This is a genomic window from Pseudomonas sp. XP2 (genome assembly GCF_053557975.1).
In genome coordinates this window covers 22,706-38,634 of sequence record NZ_JBNRIK010000016.1, presented here as the reverse complement: position 1 = coordinate 38,634, position 15,929 = coordinate 22,706, and the positions used below count along the sequence as shown (strand labels likewise).

Genomic DNA, 15,929 nt, shown 5'->3' with positions numbered 1-15,929 from the left:
GGGGGTGGGGCTTTGGCCCGCGAAAGGGCCGCAAAGCGGCCCCATTTCACGCCTTGAATGCCGAGCGATATTCCCCAGGCGTTGCACCAAGCGCCTGCCGGAACCGGTTACTGAAATGGCTGGCACTGGCAAACCCGCACAAAAGGGCAATCTCCCCCAGCGGCATCACCCCCAGTTGCAGCAGCTGGCAGGCCCGGTGCAGTCGCCGGGCCAGCAGGTATTGGTGCGGCGGTAGCCCGAAACTGGTACGGAACATGCGCGCAAAGTGGTATTCGGACAAGTTGCAGCGCAAGGCCAGTTCACCCAGGGTAACCGGCTGGTCCAGGTGCGCCTCGATGTAGTCGACCAACTGCCGGCGCAGGTTCGGCGCCAGCCCGCCTTTCAGGCGCAGGCCCTGGCGCAGCCCCACCTGGCTGAGCAGCGCATGGTCGACGATCTCGTGTGCCAGGCTGCTGGCCAGCAGGCGCTCGCCGGGCTCGTCCCAGTCCAGCTGAATCAGGTGGCGAAAACGTGCGGCCTGTTGCGGGTCGTCCAGAAAAGTCGCTTCCTGCAATTGCAGCTCTCGCGGTTCCCGATCGAGCAGGCGCACGCAGCCCAGGGCGAACTGTGCCTCGCTGACATACAGGTGGGCCAGGCGGATTGCACCATTGACCACCCAGTTCGATTCCTGCCCGGCCGGCATCACGCACAGCTTGCCGGGCGCACCTTTGTCGGCCGGGCGCTGGCGGCGGAAGGTGCCGGTGCCGTCGGCGATGTAGCACGACAGGGTGTGATGGGTCGGCGCCTGGTAGTCGCGGGCATCGTCGCGGTTGCTCCACAACGCCCCCGCCAGCCCATCGCCCAGGTGTGCGCTGAGTTCCAGCCGGGCGTGGGGCGAGGCGTGCATGGCGTTGAACACTTGCAGCTGGGTGAGTGGCGTCATGGGTGGTTCCTCTGACGGCCATCGTACTGCGCTTGCGCCGCAGTGACAGCTAGCTGAGAGGGAAAAGCGCAAGTTTGTGCAAGCGGTTAATGCCAGGAGGACGAACACTGAGGGCCTCGGCGAGGGCTGCGCCCTCGATTCGCGGGACAAGCCCGCTCCCACAGCATGCGAAGGCTGCACGGTATTTGTGGGAGCGGGCTTGCCCCGCGATGCGCCGGGCACCGATTTTGAGAGGCCCAAGGAACCGCCGCCATGAACCTGTCACTCTACCTGCTCACCGTCCTGATCTGGGGCACCACCTGGATCGCCCTGAAGCTCCAGCTGGGCGTGGTCGCCATCCCGGTCTCGATCGTCTATCGCTTCGCCCTTGCGGGCCTCATCCTGTTCGCCATCCTGCTGCTCACCCGTCGCCTGCAACCCATGAACAGGCGCGGCCACCAGATCTGCCTGGCCCAGGGCCTGTGCCTGTTCTGCGTCAATTTCATGTGCTTCCTCACCGCCAGCCAGTGGATTGCCAGTGGCCTGATCGCCGTGGTGTTTTCCACGGCGACCTTGTGGAACGCGCTGAACGCGCGGGTGTTCTTCGGCCAGAAGATCGCCGCCAATGTGCTGGGCGGCGGTGCCCTGGGCCTGCTCGGCCTGGGGCTGCTGTTCTGGCCGGAGCTGTCGCACCATGCGGCCAGCCGTGAAACCCTGTACGGCCTGGGCCTGGCCTTGCTCGGCACGCTGTGCTTCTCGGCGGGGAACATGCTGTCGAGCATGCAGCAGAAGGCCGGGCTCAAGCCCATGACCACCAATGCCTGGGGCATGGTCTACGGCGCCGCCATGTTGATGGTTTATTGCCTGTTCAGCGGCATTCCTTTCACCATGGAGTGGAACACCCGCTACATCGGTTCGCTGATGTACCTGGTAATTCCGGGTTCGGTAATCGGCTTCACTGCCTACCTGACCCTGGTCGGGCGCATGGGGCCGGAGCGGGCAGCCTACTGCACCGTGCTGTTCCCGTTGGTGGCGTTGAATGTGTCGGCGGTGGCCGAGGGGTATCAGTGGACGGCGCCGGCCTTGTGCGGGCTGGTGGCGGTAATGGCGGGGAATGTGCTGGTGTTTCGCAAGCCCAAGGCGAAGGTGGCTGAGGGTATTTTGGTGGCTAAATAGATAATCTGTTGCCTGTACCGGCCTCTTCGCGGGCAAGCCCGCGAAGAGGCCGGTACAGGCAAAGTAAGGCTGTCAGCCCTTCCACACCTGCGGGTTCACCAGGTCGCGCGGCCGCTCACCCAGCAGCGCCGCGCGCAGGTTGTCCATCGCGCGGTTGGCCATGGCCTCACGGGTTTCGGCAGTGGCCGAACCAATGTGCGGCAACGTCAGCGCATTGGGCAGTTTGAACAGCGGCGAATCGCTCAGTGGCTCCTTCTCGTACACATCCAGGCCAGCCCCACGAATGGTGCCGTTCTGCAACGCTTCGATCAGCGCTGCTTCATCCACTACCGGCCCGCGGGCGATGTTGATCAGGAAGGCACTTGGCTTCATCAGCTTCAGTTCCCGGGCGCTGATCAGCTTGCGGGTGGCGTCGGACAATGGCACCACGATAACGACGAAGTCCGCTTCGGCCAGCAACTGCTCCAGGCTGCGGAACTGTGCGCCCAGCTCTTGCTCAAGCGCGGTCTTGCGGCTGTTGCCCGCGTAGATGACCGGCATGTTGAAGCCGAACCGGCCACGACGGGCAATGGCGGCACCGATGTTGCCCATGCCGACGATACCCAGTGTCTTGCCATGCACATCGCTGCCGAAGAGCGCCGGCCCCACGGTGGCCTGCCAGTTGCCGGCCTTGGTCCAGGCATCCAGTTCGGCCGTGCGGCGGGCGCAGCCCATGACCAGCGAGAAGCCCAGGTCGGCGGTGCTTTCGGTGAGTACGTCGGGGGTGTTGGTCAGGGCGATGCCGCGTTCGTTGAAGTAGTCCAGGTCATAGTTGTCGTAGCCGACCGACACGCTGGACACCACCTCCAGCCTGGCCGCGCCTTCAAGCTGCGCACGGCCCAGCTTGCGGCCAACGCCGATCAGGCCGTGGGCCTCAGGCAGGGCTTCGTTGAACTGGGCGTTGATGTCGCCGAGCTTGGGGTTGGGCAAAATCACGTTGAAGTCTTGCTGCAGGCGCTCGGCCATGGCCGGGGTGATACGGCTGAAGGCCAGGACGGTCTTTTTCATCGGGCAACTTCTCTGCAAGGCGGTGGGACGAGGGTGGATTCTTCGCGGGTAAATCGGAGCGCTTCACCGCCGCTCCCACAGGTTATGTGCAGGCCTTGAGGGCAGCGCTGTACCTGTGGGAGCGGGCATGCCCGCGAATGGGCCGACAATGGTTAGCAACCTACCATTGTCCACCCCCGCCATGCAGCAGCTTTTTAATTGGCGATCAGCACCTGATGGGTTTTCAGGTCCGCCTCATGGGCGGCGAGAATCTCCGGCAGCGAGTTGCGCAGGTACTCGACCCACGTCTTGATCTTGGCATCCAGGTACTGCCGCGACGGGTAGATGGCGTACAGGTTCAGTTCCTGCAGGCGGTATTCGGGCAGCACCCGCACCAGGCTGCCATCCCGCAGGCCATCGATGGCCGAATAGATCGGCAGCACGCCTACACCCATGCCGCTGCGGATGGCAGTTTTCATGGCGTCGGCGGTATTGACCATGAACGGCGAGCTGGTGATGTTGACCATCTCCTGGCCTTCCGGGCCGTCGAACAGCCATTTTTCCAGCGGGATCACCGGGCTGACCATGCGCAGGCAGGCATGCTTGAGCAGGTCGGCGGGCTTGTGCGCCACGCCGTGGCGGGCGATGTAGTCGGGCGAGGCGCAGACGATGCTGTAGGTGATGCCCAGGCGCTGCGACACGAACCCCGAGTCGGGCAGTTCGGTGGCCAGCACGATGGACACGTCATAGCCCTCGTCAAGCAGGTCGGGCACGCGGTTGGCCATGGTCAGGTCGAAGGTGACGTCCGGGTGCGATTCACGGTAGCGGGCGATTGCATCGACCACGAAATGCTGGCCGACCCCGGTCATCGAGTGCACCTTCAGCTGCCCGGCCGGGCGGGCATGGGCATCGCTGGCTTCGGCTTCGGCTTCTTCCACATAGGTAAGAATCTGTTCGCAACGCATCAGGTAGCGCTTGCCGGCCTCGGTCAGCGCAATGCGGCGGGTGGTACGGTTGAGCAGCCTTGTTTGCAGATGGGCTTCCAGGTTGGAGACCGCCCGCGACACGTTCGCGGTGGTCGTGTCCAGTTGCGCGGCAGCAGCGGTAAAGCTGCCAAGCTGGGCTACGCAACTGAAAGCACGCATGTTTTGCAGGGTGTCCATGGGTCACTCTCGATGTAGAGGACAAAATTGTGTCACGAAGTAACGCAGAAAAGATGAAAAGTTGCCTTCGACCAAAGGCGGATTATCGCTGTTTTGGTAACAAAGATTCGCAGGAATCTGCGCTTATCGCCAGTGCTGCCGCCCCCTAGAATTGCCCGGCCCCCTTCACCTCTTCCTCGGGAAATCGCAGCTGTGCCGCGTCGCATCATCAGAACGCTCAATGCGTTCAGTGCCTGTGCCCTTGCCCTCACCTTGAGTGGCTGTATCGGAACCTGGGGCATCGCCCCGCAAAGCAAGACGCTGCAAGCCAATACCTTGACCACCGACGCGGCCATACGCGAAGCCGCGACCGACGCCCATTGGCCCGACCAGCAGTGGTGGCACGCCTATGGCGACCCGCAGCTGGATCGCTGGATTACCCTGGCGGTAGCCGGTAGCCCTAGCCTGGCCATGGCCGCGGCGCGTGTGCGCGAGGCCAAGGCCATGGCCGGCGTGGTCGAGTCGGCCGAAAAGCTCCAGGCCAACGGCCAGGCCACCCTCAAGCGCCACAACTGGCCTGAGGACCAGTTCTACGGCCCGGGCGCGCTGTCGGGCGCCAACACCTGGGACAACAACGCCGCCATCGGCTTCAGCTATGCCCTCGACCTCTGGGGCCGTGATCGCAATGCCAGTGAGCAGGCTGTGGACCAGGCGCACATGAGCGTGGCCGAAGCCCGCCAGGCGCAGCTGGAGCTGCAGAACAACGTGGTGCGTGCCTATATCCAGCTGAGCCTGCATTTTGCCCAGCGCGATATCGTCAAGGCCGAACTGGAGCAGCAGGAGCAGATCCTGGCCCTGGCCAAGCGCCGCCTGGATGCCGGCATCGGTACCCATTTCGAAGTCAGCCAGGCCGAAGCGCCGCTGCCGGAAACCCACCGTCAGCTCGACAGCCTGAACGAAGACATTGCCCTGACCCGCAACCAGCTGGCCGCACTGGCCGGCAAGGGCCCGGGGGAGGGCGCGCAATTGCAGCGCCCGGCCCTGGCCTTGGCCGCGCCGCTGAAACTGCCATCGAACCTGCCCGCCGAACTGGTCGGCCAGCGTCCCGATGTGGTTGCCAGCCGCTGGCAGGTGGCTGCCCAGGCGCGAGGTATCGACGTCGCCCACGCCGGCTTTTTCCCCAACGTCGACCTGGTCGGCAGCCTGGGCTTCATGGCTACCGGCGGTGGCCCGCTGGAATTCCTGACCGGGCGCAAGTTCAACTACAACGTCGGGCCGGCCATCAGCTTGCCCATCTTCGACGGCGGCCGCCTGCGCTCGGAACTGGGTGTGGCGTCGGCGGGGTATGACGTGGCTGTGGCCCGTTACAACCAGACCGTGGTGGGGGCACTGAAGAACATCTCCGACCAGTTGATCCGCCGCGAGTCGATGAAAGAACAGTCGCATTTCGCTGCCGAGTCCGTCGCCGCCGCGCAGAAAACCTACGACATCGCCATGGTTGCCTTCCAGCGCGGCCTCACCGACTACCTGAACGTACTCAACGCGCAGACCTTGCTGTTCCGCCAGCAGCAGGTGCAACAGCAGGTGCAGGCCGCCCGCCTGATTGCCCATGCCGAGCTGGTGACCGCCCTGGGTGGTGGCCTGCAGGCCGGTCAGGATGCGCCGAAAGAGGAACGCCAGGCCGCGCCGAAAACCCCGGCCACCCTGGCCATTTTCGACAAGAAGCCGGATAACGCCGAATGAGCACTTCCAGTTTGCCCGTGCGCTGGCTGCAAAGCCTGGAGTGGCGCCGGGGCTTCTTTGCCTGGGCCCGCACCGACGGCGTGACATGGGTGTACATCTTCAAGGTACTGGCCGCCGCGTTCATCACCCTGTGGCTGGCCATGCGCCTGGAGCTGCCGCAACCGCGCACAGCCATGATCACCGTGTTCATCGTCATGCAGCCGCAAAGCGGGCATGTGTTCGCCAAGAGCTTCTATCGGGTGCTCGGCACCCTGGCCGGCTCGGCGATGATGGTGGCGCTGATTGCCATTTTCCCGCAGAACACCGAGCTGTTCCTGCCCAGCCTGGCCTTGTGGGTGGGGCTGTGTTCGGCAGGCGCCATGCGCTATCGCACCTTCCGTGCCTATGGCTTTGTGCTGGCCGGCTACACGGCCGCGATGATCGGCCTGCCGGTGCTGCAGCACCCCGACCAGGCCTTCATGGCGGCGGTATGGCGGGTGCTGGAGATTGCCCTGGGCATTCTGGTGTCGACCTTCGTCAGCGCCGCCATCCTGCCGCAGTCGGCCAGTGCCGCCATGCGCAACGCCTTGTACCAGCGCTTTGGCGTTTTTGCCGGGGTAGTGGTCGAGGCGCTGCGTGGCGATAGCCAGAAGGACCGTTTCGAGAGCAGCAACGTGCGCTTCGTTGCCGAGGCCGTGGGCCTTGAGAGCCTGCGCAACGTCACCGCCTTCGAAGACCCGCACATGCGCCGTCGCAGTGGCCGGCTGGTACGGATGAACAGCGAGTTCATGGCCATTACCACGCGCTTCAACGCCCTGCACCGTTTGCTGGAGCGCCTGCGCGCCCGTGGCCCGCTGCAGATCGTCAGCGCCATCGAGCCAGGCCTGAACACCTTGGTGGAGCTGCTGCAGCCTTACGTGGGCCGGGCGTTGACCGACGCCGATGCACTGCGCCTGACCCTGGAACTGGCTGCCTACAAAGAGGGGCTGCAAGCGCAGGTGCGGGGCCTGCGCGCCGAGTACCTGGCGACCGACCCCAGCGAATCCGACCTCCTCGATTTCCACACCGCCTTCGAACTGCTGTACCGCTTCGTCGACGAGATGTTCAGCTACGCCCAAACCCACGCCTCGCTGGCCGCGCACAAACACGAGCGCGAACAGTGGGACGAGCCCTACGTGGCGCAGACCAGCTGGCTGGTGTCGCTGGCCGCCGGTGTACGCGCCTCGGCGGTGCTGTTGCTGCTGGGCAGCTACTGGCTGCTCAGCGACTGGCCCAGCGGCGCCATGATGACCCTCATCGCCACGGTTACCGTGGGCCTTTCGGCGGCGTCACCCAACCCCAAGCGCATGTCGTTCCAGATGGCCTGCGGCACAGCCATCGGCGCCTTTGTCGGCTTCTTCGAAACCTTCTTCGTGTTCCCCTGGATCGACGGTTTCCCGCTGCTGTGCATGGTGCTGGCGCCGGTGTTCGTGCTGGGCGCGTTCCTTTCGTCGCGCCCTGCCTATGCCGGTTACGGCATCGGCCTGCTGGTGTTCTTCGCGATTGGCTCGGTGCCGAACAACCTGACGGTGTATGACCCGTACACCTTCATCAACGACTACATCGGCATGGTCATCGGTATGTTCGTTTGTGCCGCCGCCGGGGCGATCATCCTGCCGCCCAACAGCCGCTGGTTGTGGAACCGCCTGGAGCAGGAGCTGCGCGAGCAGGTGCTGTTCGCCATCAGTGGCCGCCTGCGCGGTATCGGTACGGCCTTCGAAAGCCGTACCCGCGACCTGCTGCACCAGGCCTATGGCCTGGCGGCTGGCAAGCCGCAGGTGCAGAGCCAACTGATGGGCTGGATGTTCACCGTGCTGGAAATCGGCCACGCCGTGATCGAGCTGCGCAAGGAACAAGCTCGCGCACCGGTGCACCCGGCCTACGCCGAGTCGCAGCCGTGGCGCCAGGCCATCCGCGTCATGGGCCGTGCCCTGACACGTTTGTTCTTGCAGCCAAATGCCAGCAACCACGAACGCGCCCTGGTCGCCGTGGACCATGCCATTGCCAGGGTGCAGGCCACCGACGAACCGTTCGCCCGTCATTTCGACACCTCGGTACTGCGCCGCGCGCAGAGCTACCTGCACTTCATCCGTTCCTCCTTGCTCGACCCACAGTCGCCACTGGCACCGGCGAAAGGATTGCACCATGCCCCGTGAGATCGCCTTTCATGGCGTTTACATGCCCACCATGACCTTGATGTTCCTGTTCGCCCTGGGCCTGGCCTGGGGCCTGGACCGGTTCATTGCCAGCCATGATGGCTACCGCTTCTTCTGGCACCCGGCGCTGTTGCGCCTGAGCCTGTTCGTCTGCCTGTTCGGCGCCATGGCGCTTACTGTCTACTGGTGAGAATCCTTCGATGAAAAAGTTCTTCAGCCTGATCGCCACCCTGCTGGTGCTGGTCGCTGCCGTGGCCATCGGTCGCCAGTTGTGGCTGCACTACATGACCACGCCGTGGACCCGCGACGGCCGCGTACGCGCCGACATCATCAACGTCGCTGCCGATGTGCCAGGCTACGTGGTGGACGTACCGGTCAAGGACAACCAGCGGGTGAAGAAGGGCGACCTGCTGATCCAGATCGACCCCGAGCACTACCAGTTGGCGGTCGACCAGGCCAAGGCCATGGTGGCGTCACGCAAGGCCACCTGGGAAATGCGCAAGGTCAACGCCAAGCGCCGTGCCGACATGGACAACCTGGTGATCTCCAAGGAAAACCGTGACGACGCCAGCAACATCGCCAACTCCGCCCAGGCAGACTACCAGCAAGCCCTTGCCGAACTGGCGGCAGCCGAGCTGAACCTCAAGCGCACGCATATCGTCGCCACAGTGGATGGCTACGTGACCAACCTGAATATCCACAAGGGCGACTACGCGCGCACCGGTGAGGCGGTGATGGCGGTGGTCGACGAAAATTCGTTCTGGGTGTACGGGTTCTTCGAGGAGACCAAGCTGCCGCACGTGAAGGTGGGTGACCAGGCCGAGTTGCAGATGATGAGCGGCGAGCGGATCAAGGGGCATGTGGAGAGCATTGCCCGCGGCATCTATGACCGCGACAACCCACAAAGCCGCGAGCTGATCGCCGATGTGAACCCCACCTTCAACTGGGTGCGCCTGGCACAGCGGGTGCCGGTGCGTATTCACATCGATGAAGTGCCGGAAGGGTTTTTGCTGGCGGCGGGGACGACGTGTACGGTGGTGGTGAAGCCGAGTTCGCCTTGAGAGATGTGTTGCCCGTAAGGTGGCACATGTCCCGATTCATACACCCGTCGCCCCCACCAACACAGGTACCTGGACCTGATCGATCACCTTCGAGCTGATCGACGGGTCGAGCAACCGCCCCAACCGTGTCAGGTGACGGTGGCCCATGATGATCAGCTCGCAGTTCAATTCCTGCGCCTTGGCCACAATCACATCAACGGGCTGGCCGGCCACCATGCACCCCTGGCAGGTGAAGCCGGCTTGCTGCAGCTCGCGCACGGCCGCGGCTACGGCGTGGTCGGCATGCTGCTGTTCCTCGCAGGCGACGGGGTATTCTTCCAGTTCCTCGGCGGTGTAGGGCGCAGGTTGCTCATGCACGGCGAAGGTGGAATCGATGGCCAGCAGCACGTGCAGTTCGTGTTCACCGGGGCGGCAGTAGCGGCGGGCGAGGGTGAGCAGGGCGCTGGAAGCAGGGGAGGCGTCGATGGCGATCAGGACGGGGCTGGGCATGGGGATCCTTGGCTGAGGCTGAGTAATGTGCTTGCAGGTCGGGCCCTTTCGCGGGGCAAGCCCGCTCCCACAGGACTCCCAAAATGCCCAAACGCTGTGCAGTACCTGTGGGAGCGGGCTTGCCCCGCGAAAGGGCCCGACCTGCCCATCACCCATTTATGGCCAAACGTGCCCAGTGAATAAATGCCCCACCACGCAAGAGCGCATTGCGTCTGATGCAATCCACCAACCTGCTACCATCGCGTTTCCCACAGCTGTAATGGAAAACGGCCATGCAACTCCCGGACATGAACCTGCTCGTCGCCCTCGATGCCCTGCTCGACGAAGGCAGCGTCGTGGGCGCAGCGCAGCGCATGAACCTGAGCCCGGCCGCCATGAGCCGCACCTTGGGGCGCATTCGCGATGCCCTGGGTGACCCCATCCTGGTGCGCGCCGGCCGTGGCCTGGTGCCGACGCCGCGGGCGCTGGCCTTGCGCGAGCAGGTGCATGGGCTGGTAGAGCAGGCCGGGCAGGTGTTTCGCAGCCGTGACGATGTCGACCTGGTTAACCTGGACCGTGCCTTCAACATCCGCACCAATGATCTGTTCATTGCCCTGTACGGCGCTCAGCTGCTGCGCATGATGCTGGCCCAGGCGCCGCGTACGGTGTTGCGGTTCGTCCCGGAGGGCAGTGGTGACGATGATGCGGTGCTGCGCAACGGGCATATCGACCTGATCATCAGCTCGGCCATTGAGCTGGGGCCGGAAATCAAGGTGCAGAGCCTGTTCAACACCTACTTCGTGGGCCTGGCGCGGGAGGGGCACCCGATCTTCGACGCCCCGATCACCCCTGAGCGATTTGCCGCCTACCCGCAGATCAGCGTGTCCCGACGCGGCCGGGCCAATGGACCCATTGATGTGGCGTTGGCCAATCACAAGGTGGAACGTCGAGTGGCCCTGATCACCACCAGTTTCCATTCGGCGATGTTCTCGCTGCCGGATTCGGACCTGATCCTGCCGATACCCGCCAATATCCTCAACAGCGTGCAGCGGTTGAAGTTGCCATTGCGCTCGTTCGAGATCCCGGTGCCGTTGGAGAAGGTCAATGTGATGCAGGCGTGGCACCCGCGCTTTGACAACGACCCCGCGCACCGTTGGTTGCGCCAGACGTTGAAAGCGTGTGGCCGCATAGATCCGTGATTTCGGCATCGATTGCGTCTGACGCAATATACAACTACCAACAAGTCAGTTTTCGTCAGCATTCGACCTTCTTAAACTTGCCCCAGCCCTGAAATTGTTGCTGGAGATGTATTCCCATGACTTCCCTGACCGCGCCCTCTGCGGCGCTGGCCGCCGCCCCCGCGCCGGCCGCACCTGCGCAGACGGCGTTTGGCCTGCAGGTGGTGGTCGGGCTGTTCGGTGTGTTGCTGGCCGTGCTGTGTGCAGGCCTCAACGAGTCGGTCACCAAGATTTCCCTCGCCGATATCCGCGGTGCCATGGGCATCGGTGCCGACGAAGGCGCCTGGTTGCTGGCGGTGTACAGCGCCGCCTCGGTCTCGGCCATGGCCTTTGCGCCCTGGCTGGCCACCACCTTCTCGCTGCGGCGCTTCACCATGAGCGCAATCGCCCTGTTCGCCGTGCTCGGCCTGTTGCAACCGTTCGCCCCCAACCTGCACAGCCTGATGCTGCTGCGTGTGCTGCAGGGCTTTGCCTCGGGAGCCCTGCCGCCGATGCTGATGAGCGTGGCCCTGCGCTTTTTGCCACCAGGTATCAAGGTCTATGGCCTGGCCTGCTACGCCCTGACTGCCACCTTCGGCCCCAACCTCGGCACACCACTGGCGGGGCTGTGGACCGAATATGTCGGTTGGCAATGGGCGTTCTGGCAGATCATCCTGCCCTCGCTGCTGGCCATCGTCTGCGTCGGCTGGGGCCTGCCACAGGACCCGCTGCGCCTGGAGCGTTTCAAGCAGTTCGACTGGCGTGGCGTGCTGCTTGGCCTGCCGGCCATCAGCTGCATCGTGCTGGGCCTGTCGCTGGGCGACCGCTGGGGCTGGTTCGATTCGCCGCTGATCTGCTGGCTGCTGGGCGGTGGCCTGCTGTTGCTGGTGCTGTTCATGTACAACGAGTGGTCCGAGCCGTTGCCGTTCTTCCAGTTGCGCATGCTGCAGCGGCGCAACCTGAGTTTTGCCCTGGTGACCCTGGCCGGTGTGCTGATCGTGCTGTCGGGTGTGGGCAGCATCCCCTCTGCCTACCTGGCGCAGATCCAGGGCTACCGCCCGGCGCAGACCAGCCCGTTGATGATGCTGGTGGCCATGCCGCAGTTGATCGCCCTGCCGCTGACGGCGGCGCTGTGCAACATCCGCGCGGTGGACTGCCGCTGGGTGCTGGGTATTGGCCTGGCGATGCTGGCGGTGTCTTGTGTCGGCAGCAGCCTGCTGACCAGCGAGTGGATCCGTGGCGACTTCTACCCGTTCTACCTGTTGCAGGTGTTCGGCCAGCCGATGGCGGTGCTGCCGCTGCTGATGCTGTCCACCAACGGCATGACGCCGCAGGAAGGCCCGTTCGCCTCCAGCTGGTTCAACACCGTGAAAGGCCTGGCCGCCGTGATCGCCGGTGGCCTGCTGGATGCCGTTGGCACCCTGCGCCGGCACTTTCATTCCAACCACCTGGTGGACAGCCTGGGCAACGCCCCGCTGGTCGACGACAGCGCTGCGGGCTTGGCCAGGCGCATCCACGACCAGGCGCTGGTACTGACCTCGGCTGACCTGTACCTGGTCCTGGCCTGCATTGCCGTGGCGCTGATCTGCCTGATTCCTTTCGTGCCTACCCGGGTTTATCCGCCGCGTGCGGTGGCCTGACCCCTGGATGAATTCGAGAACCGCTGAAATGACCAACAACCGCAAAACCCTGTTCATCGGCTCGGTGCTGGCCGTGGCTGTCCTGGCTGGCATCGTCGGCCCCTGGATATTTGGCAGCGACCACCGGCAGAGCACCAACGACGCCTACGTGATTGCCGACTACACCGTGGTCGCGCCAAAGGTGGCCGGCTTTATCAAAGAAGTGCTGGTGGAGGACAACCAGCAGGTCAAGGCCGGCCAGTTGCTGGCGACCATCGACGCCCGTGATTACCAGGCCGCCCTGGATGCCGCGCAGGCGCAGTTGCTGGTGGCCCAGGCGCAAAGCGCCGATGCCCGCGCCACCCTTGAGCGCCAGGCATCGTTGATTGCCCAGGCCGAGGCTGCTGTCAAAGCCGCCCAGGCCGAAGCGGCGTTCGCCGACCATGAGGTCAACCGCTACAGCCGCCTGGCCGAGCAGGGCGCCGGTACCGTGCAGAACGCCCAGCAGGCGCGCAGCGGCGTCGACCAGGCCCGTGCGCGCCTGGCCAATGCTCAGGCGGCGTTAGTGGCAGCGCGCAAGCAGGTGGATATTCTGACCGCCCAGGTGGCCAGCGCCGATGGCCAGCTGAAACGGGCCGAAGCGGGCGTGGAAAAGGCCCAGCTCGACCTGTCCTACACACGCATTACTGCGCCGGTGGACGGCATGGTCGGCGAGCGCGCACTGCGCATAGGCGCCTACGTCAACCCGGGTGCCCGCCTGCTGTCGGTGGTGCCGTTGCAGCAGGCCTATGTGGTCGGCAACTTCCAGGAAACCCAGCTGACCCACGTGCAGCCTGGCCAGCCGGTGAGCATCAGCGTCGACACCTTCTCCGGCGAAAAGCTGCAAGGGCATGTGGAAAGCATCGCCCCGGCTACCGGCGTCACCTTCGCCGCCGTCAAACCGGACAACGCCACCGGCAACTTCACCAAGGTGGTGCAGCGCATTCCGGTGAAGATCGTATTCGATGATGGCCAGCCACTGCTCACCCGCCTGCGTGTGGGCATGTCGGTGGAAGCGACCATCGATACCCGTGGCGACAAGCTGGACGGCAAAGAGGTAAGCGCACGATGAAACCGGCATTACGCTTGAGCCCGGTACTGCTGGCCATGTTGCTGGCGGGCTGCACCATGGGCCCGGACTTCCTGCGCCCTGACAGCCAGGCACCGCAGCAGTGGGCGCCGCTGCAAGGCGAGGCGGCGGCCAGCCAGCCGCAGGCCCAACCGCTGGAACTGCGTTGGTGGGAAACCTTCCATGACGCACAGCTCAGTGCCTTGATCCAGCGCGTTGCCGAGCGCAACCTCGACCTGCAGATGGCCAGCGCCCGCTTGCTGCAAAGCCGCGCCCTGCGCAGTACCGTGGCTGCCGATGAAGTGCCGTCGGTGGATGCAAGCGCCGGCTACAGCCGCGCCCGCAACAGCGCCGAAGGCCTGAGCGATCCGTCTGGCAAGGCAGGCAAAGCGGCGTACAACCTTTGGCAAGGCGACCTGGTGGCCGGTTGGGAGCTGGACCTGTGGGGCCGCGTGCGGCGCCAGGTCGAGGCTGCCGATGCTACTGTCGAAGTGGCCGAGAACGACCGCCGCGGGGTGCTGCTGGCCTTGCTCTCGGAAACCGCCGGCAATTACATCCAGCTGCGCGCCGTGCAGCACACCCTCGATGTGACGCAGGACAACCTCAAGGTTGCCCGGCACAGCCTGAAGCTGTCCGAAAACCGCCAGGCCGAAGGCGTTGCCACGCGCCTGGATGTGGCCCAGGCCAGCGCCCAGGTTGCTTCGATCGAGTCGCGATTGCCAAGCCTGGAAGCCCGGCGTGATGACCTGATCAACGCGCTCAGCCTGCTTGCTGCCGAACCGCCGCGCAGCTTGCAGGCCGAATTGCTGCAGGGCGGCGAGCTGCCCGCGCCGCAGCAGCAGTTTGCCATCGGCTTACCCTCCGAACTGGCCGAGCGCCGGCCGGACATCCGCCAGGCCGAAGCCCGCCTGCATGCCGCCACCGCCAGCATTGGCGTGGCCAAGGCGGATTTCTACCCGAGCATCCGGCTGTCGGGCAGTGTCGGCTTCCAGGCCATGCAACTGTCGGATTTCGGCGGCTGGGATTCGCGCCGCTTTGCCTTCGGGCCGCAGCTGTCGCTGCCGATTTTCGAGGGCGGCCGGCTCACTGGCACCCTGGAGCTGCGCGAGGCGCAGCAGCAGGAAGCGGCGCTGAACTACCGCAAGGTGGTGCTGGGGGCATGGCATGAGATTGACGATGTACTTCGCCTGTACAACGCCAGCCAATTGCGCCGTGACCACCTGGCCGAGGCCGTGCGACAGAACCGCATCGCCCTGGAAACTGCCCAGCGCCAGTATGTGGAAGGGGCGGTGGACTTTCTCAATGTGCTGACGGTGCAGGGTGCATTGCTGGCCAGCGAGGAGCAGTGGATCGACAGCTCGGCGGCGGTGTCCCAGGCGTTGGTGGGGCTGTACAAGGCCTTGGGGGGTGGCTGGCAGGCGTTTGATGAGCAGCCCGCGAAGAAAGCGTAAAGGCAGGGCCGGTACAGGTAGCCGAGATCTCAGAGCGGGCGCAGCAGGCCAAAGCGCTTGCGCAGCGCCCAATCCAGCAACCGCCGTGGCAGCAACCTAGCCATCAGCGGCAACGCCGTACTGCCATTCCCCAACCGCACCATCCCCGGTACCGGCGATTTGCCGACTGCCGCCAACACACCCTGGGCAAACACCGCCGCCGAAGTCGGCTTGTCCTGCGAAGCCCGCGCCCGCGCCTGGACATGCTCACGCAACGGCCACCATGGTGAGTCCGCCGCCAGTACCTGCTCGGCCTGGCGCTGGGCATTGTTGGCGAACTGCGTGTCAATCGCCCCCGGCTGCACTTCCATCACCTGCACACCGAACGGCGCCAGTTCCAGGCGCAAGGCATCGCTCAGCGCATGCACGGCCGCTTTCGAGGCGCAGTAGGCACCGGCGAATGGCGTGACCAGCACACCGGAAACGCTGCCGATGTTCACCACCGTGGCGCGTGAGCGGCGCAGCAGCGGGAACAGCGCGCGGGTCACGCCGACCACGGCAAACACGTTGGTTTCGAACTGTTGGCGCAGGGCATCCACACCACCGTCCAGCAACGGGCCCATGGCGCCGTAGCCGGCGTTGTTGATCAGGATATCCAGGGTTTCGAGTTCTTCGGCCAGGCGGGCGAGGGCCTCGCTGTCGTTCACATCCAGTTGCCGGGCGGTGAAGCCGGCGGCGTTCAGCACTTCAACATCCTCTGCCTTGCGAGCAGTGGCCCAGACGTGGTGGCCGGCATCGCGAAAGGCGTCGGCGAGGGCGCGGCCGATGCCGCTGGAACAACCGGTGATCAGGACGGTGGGCATG

14 protein-coding genes are annotated in these 15,929 nt (G+C 64.8%); 9 read left to right on the top strand and 5 right to left on the bottom strand.

The window, feature by feature from the left end:
• Positions 1-46: 46 nt before the first annotated feature.
• Positions 47-922 carry a helix-turn-helix domain-containing protein gene (locus ACK1VC_RS17695; protein ID WP_016489034.1) on the bottom strand — a complete coding sequence of 292 codons (876 nt, stop codon included), beginning with the start codon at positions 920-922 and terminating at the stop codon, positions 47-49.
• Between the two features lie 252 nt (positions 923-1,174).
• On the opposite strand from ACK1VC_RS17695, the gene ACK1VC_RS17690 reads away from it, so the two are divergent.
• Complete coding sequence (locus ACK1VC_RS17690; RefSeq protein WP_016489033.1) at positions 1,175-2,077, top strand: DMT family transporter; 903 nt, start codon at positions 1,175-1,177, stop codon at positions 2,075-2,077.
• A 72-nt stretch (positions 2,078-2,149) separates the two neighbouring features.
• Here ACK1VC_RS17690 and ACK1VC_RS17685 read toward each other — a convergent pair whose 3' ends face one another.
• Both ACK1VC_RS17685 and ACK1VC_RS17680 read right to left on the bottom strand, forming a co-directional pair.
• The gene (locus ACK1VC_RS17685; protein WP_016489032.1) at positions 2,150-3,124 is read right to left on the bottom strand and encodes a 2-hydroxyacid dehydrogenase; all 975 of its coding nucleotides are present in this window, start codon (positions 3,122-3,124) and stop codon (positions 2,150-2,152) included.
• Positions 3,125-3,318: 194 nt separating this feature from the next.
• Positions 3,319-4,266: a LysR family transcriptional regulator gene (locus ACK1VC_RS17680; RefSeq protein ID WP_016489031.1), complete on the bottom strand. Its 948-nt coding sequence runs from the start codon at positions 4,264-4,266 to the stop codon at positions 3,319-3,321.
• 192 nt (positions 4,267-4,458) lie between these two features.
• Here ACK1VC_RS17680 and ACK1VC_RS17675 point away from each other — a divergent pair, with 192 nt between their 5' ends.
• The 4 genes from ACK1VC_RS17675 to ACK1VC_RS17660 are packed head-to-tail and all read left to right on the top strand — an operon-like array spanning position 4,459 to position 9,223.
• The gene (locus tag ACK1VC_RS17675) at positions 4,459-5,988 is read left to right on the top strand and encodes an efflux transporter outer membrane subunit (protein ID WP_016489030.1); all 1,530 of its coding nucleotides are present in this window, start codon (positions 4,459-4,461) and stop codon (positions 5,986-5,988) included.
• Positions 5,985-8,162 (top strand): FUSC family protein, encoded by a 2,178-nt coding sequence (locus tag ACK1VC_RS17670; protein WP_060517435.1) that lies wholly within the window; start codon positions 5,985-5,987, stop codon positions 8,160-8,162. The genes ACK1VC_RS17675 and ACK1VC_RS17670 overlap by 4 nt, the downstream gene beginning before the upstream one ends.
• Complete coding sequence (locus tag ACK1VC_RS17665; protein ID WP_009685040.1) at positions 8,152-8,352, top strand: DUF1656 domain-containing protein; 201 nt, start codon at positions 8,152-8,154, stop codon at positions 8,350-8,352. Before ACK1VC_RS17670 ends, ACK1VC_RS17665 begins: the two co-directional genes overlap by 11 nt.
• Before the next feature lie 10 nt (positions 8,353-8,362).
• The gene (locus ACK1VC_RS17660) at positions 8,363-9,223 is read left to right on the top strand and encodes an efflux RND transporter periplasmic adaptor subunit (protein ID WP_016489028.1); all 861 of its coding nucleotides are present in this window, start codon (positions 8,363-8,365) and stop codon (positions 9,221-9,223) included.
• 36 nt (positions 9,224-9,259) lie between these two features.
• On the opposite strand, the gene ACK1VC_RS17655 is transcribed toward ACK1VC_RS17660, so the two are convergent.
• Positions 9,260-9,712, bottom strand: a complete 453-nt coding sequence (locus ACK1VC_RS17655) for a universal stress protein (protein WP_191086956.1) — start codon at positions 9,710-9,712, stop codon at positions 9,260-9,262.
• Between the two features lie 272 nt (positions 9,713-9,984).
• On the opposite strand from ACK1VC_RS17655, the gene ACK1VC_RS17650 reads away from it, so the two are divergent.
• The 4 genes from ACK1VC_RS17650 (at position 9,985) to ACK1VC_RS17635 (ending at position 15,086) form a co-directional block, all read left to right on the top strand.
• Positions 9,985-10,890 carry a LysR family transcriptional regulator gene (locus ACK1VC_RS17650; protein ID WP_060517440.1) on the top strand — a complete coding sequence of 302 codons (906 nt, stop codon included), beginning with the start codon at positions 9,985-9,987 and terminating at the stop codon, positions 10,888-10,890.
• A gap of 116 nt (positions 10,891-11,006) precedes the next feature.
• Entirely contained in the window at positions 11,007-12,548 is a 1,542-nt protein-coding gene (locus tag ACK1VC_RS17645) for an MFS transporter (protein WP_191086955.1), read from the top strand.
• A 28-nt stretch (positions 12,549-12,576) separates the two neighbouring features.
• Positions 12,577-13,638 (top strand): HlyD family secretion protein, encoded by a 1,062-nt coding sequence (locus ACK1VC_RS17640; protein ID WP_060517442.1) that lies wholly within the window; start codon positions 12,577-12,579, stop codon positions 13,636-13,638.
• On the top strand, positions 13,635-15,086 hold the full coding sequence (locus ACK1VC_RS17635) for an efflux transporter outer membrane subunit (RefSeq protein WP_016489023.1): 1,452 nt from the start codon (positions 13,635-13,637) through the stop codon (positions 15,084-15,086). The genes ACK1VC_RS17640 and ACK1VC_RS17635 overlap by 4 nt, the downstream gene beginning before the upstream one ends.
• Positions 15,087-15,115: 29 nt before the next feature.
• On the opposite strand, the gene ACK1VC_RS17630 is transcribed toward ACK1VC_RS17635, so the two are convergent.
• A complete protein-coding gene (locus ACK1VC_RS17630) occupies positions 15,116-15,928 on the bottom strand; it encodes an SDR family oxidoreductase (RefSeq protein WP_016489022.1) in 813 nt (270 codons plus the stop codon).
• Position 15,929 lies beyond the last annotated feature (1 nt).

Excerpts from the sequence above, each read along its gene's own strand:
- ACK1VC_RS17695 (WP_016489034.1), bottom strand. The coding sequence starts at position 922 with ATGACGCCACTCACCCAGCTGCAAGTGTTCAACGCCATGCACGCCTCG.
- ACK1VC_RS17690 (WP_016489033.1), top strand. The coding sequence starts at position 1,175 with ATGAACCTGTCACTCTACCTGCTCACCGTCCTGATCTGGGGCACCACC.
- ACK1VC_RS17685 (WP_016489032.1), bottom strand. The coding sequence starts at position 3,124 with ATGAAAAAGACCGTCCTGGCCTTCAGCCGTATCACCCCGGCCATGGCC.
- ACK1VC_RS17680 (WP_016489031.1), bottom strand. The coding sequence starts at position 4,266 with ATGGACACCCTGCAAAACATGCGTGCTTTCAGTTGCGTAGCCCAGCTT.
- ACK1VC_RS17670 (WP_060517435.1), top strand. The coding sequence starts at position 5,985 with ATGAGCACTTCCAGTTTGCCCGTGCGCTGGCTGCAAAGCCTGGAGTGG.
- ACK1VC_RS17665 (WP_009685040.1), top strand. The coding sequence starts at position 8,152 with ATGCCCCGTGAGATCGCCTTTCATGGCGTTTACATGCCCACCATGACC.
- ACK1VC_RS17660 (WP_016489028.1), top strand. The coding sequence starts at position 8,363 with ATGAAAAAGTTCTTCAGCCTGATCGCCACCCTGCTGGTGCTGGTCGCT.
- ACK1VC_RS17655 (WP_191086956.1), bottom strand. The coding sequence starts at position 9,712 with ATGCCCAGCCCCGTCCTGATCGCCATCGACGCCTCCCCTGCTTCCAGC.
- ACK1VC_RS17650 (WP_060517440.1), top strand. The coding sequence starts at position 9,985 with ATGCAACTCCCGGACATGAACCTGCTCGTCGCCCTCGATGCCCTGCTC.
- ACK1VC_RS17645 (WP_191086955.1), top strand. The coding sequence starts at position 11,007 with ATGACTTCCCTGACCGCGCCCTCTGCGGCGCTGGCCGCCGCCCCCGCG.
- ACK1VC_RS17640 (WP_060517442.1), top strand. The coding sequence starts at position 12,577 with ATGACCAACAACCGCAAAACCCTGTTCATCGGCTCGGTGCTGGCCGTG.
- ACK1VC_RS17635 (WP_016489023.1), top strand. The coding sequence starts at position 13,635 with ATGAAACCGGCATTACGCTTGAGCCCGGTACTGCTGGCCATGTTGCTG.
- ACK1VC_RS17630 (WP_016489022.1), bottom strand. The coding sequence starts at position 15,928 with ATGCCCACCGTCCTGATCACCGGTTGTTCCAGCGGCATCGGCCGCGCC.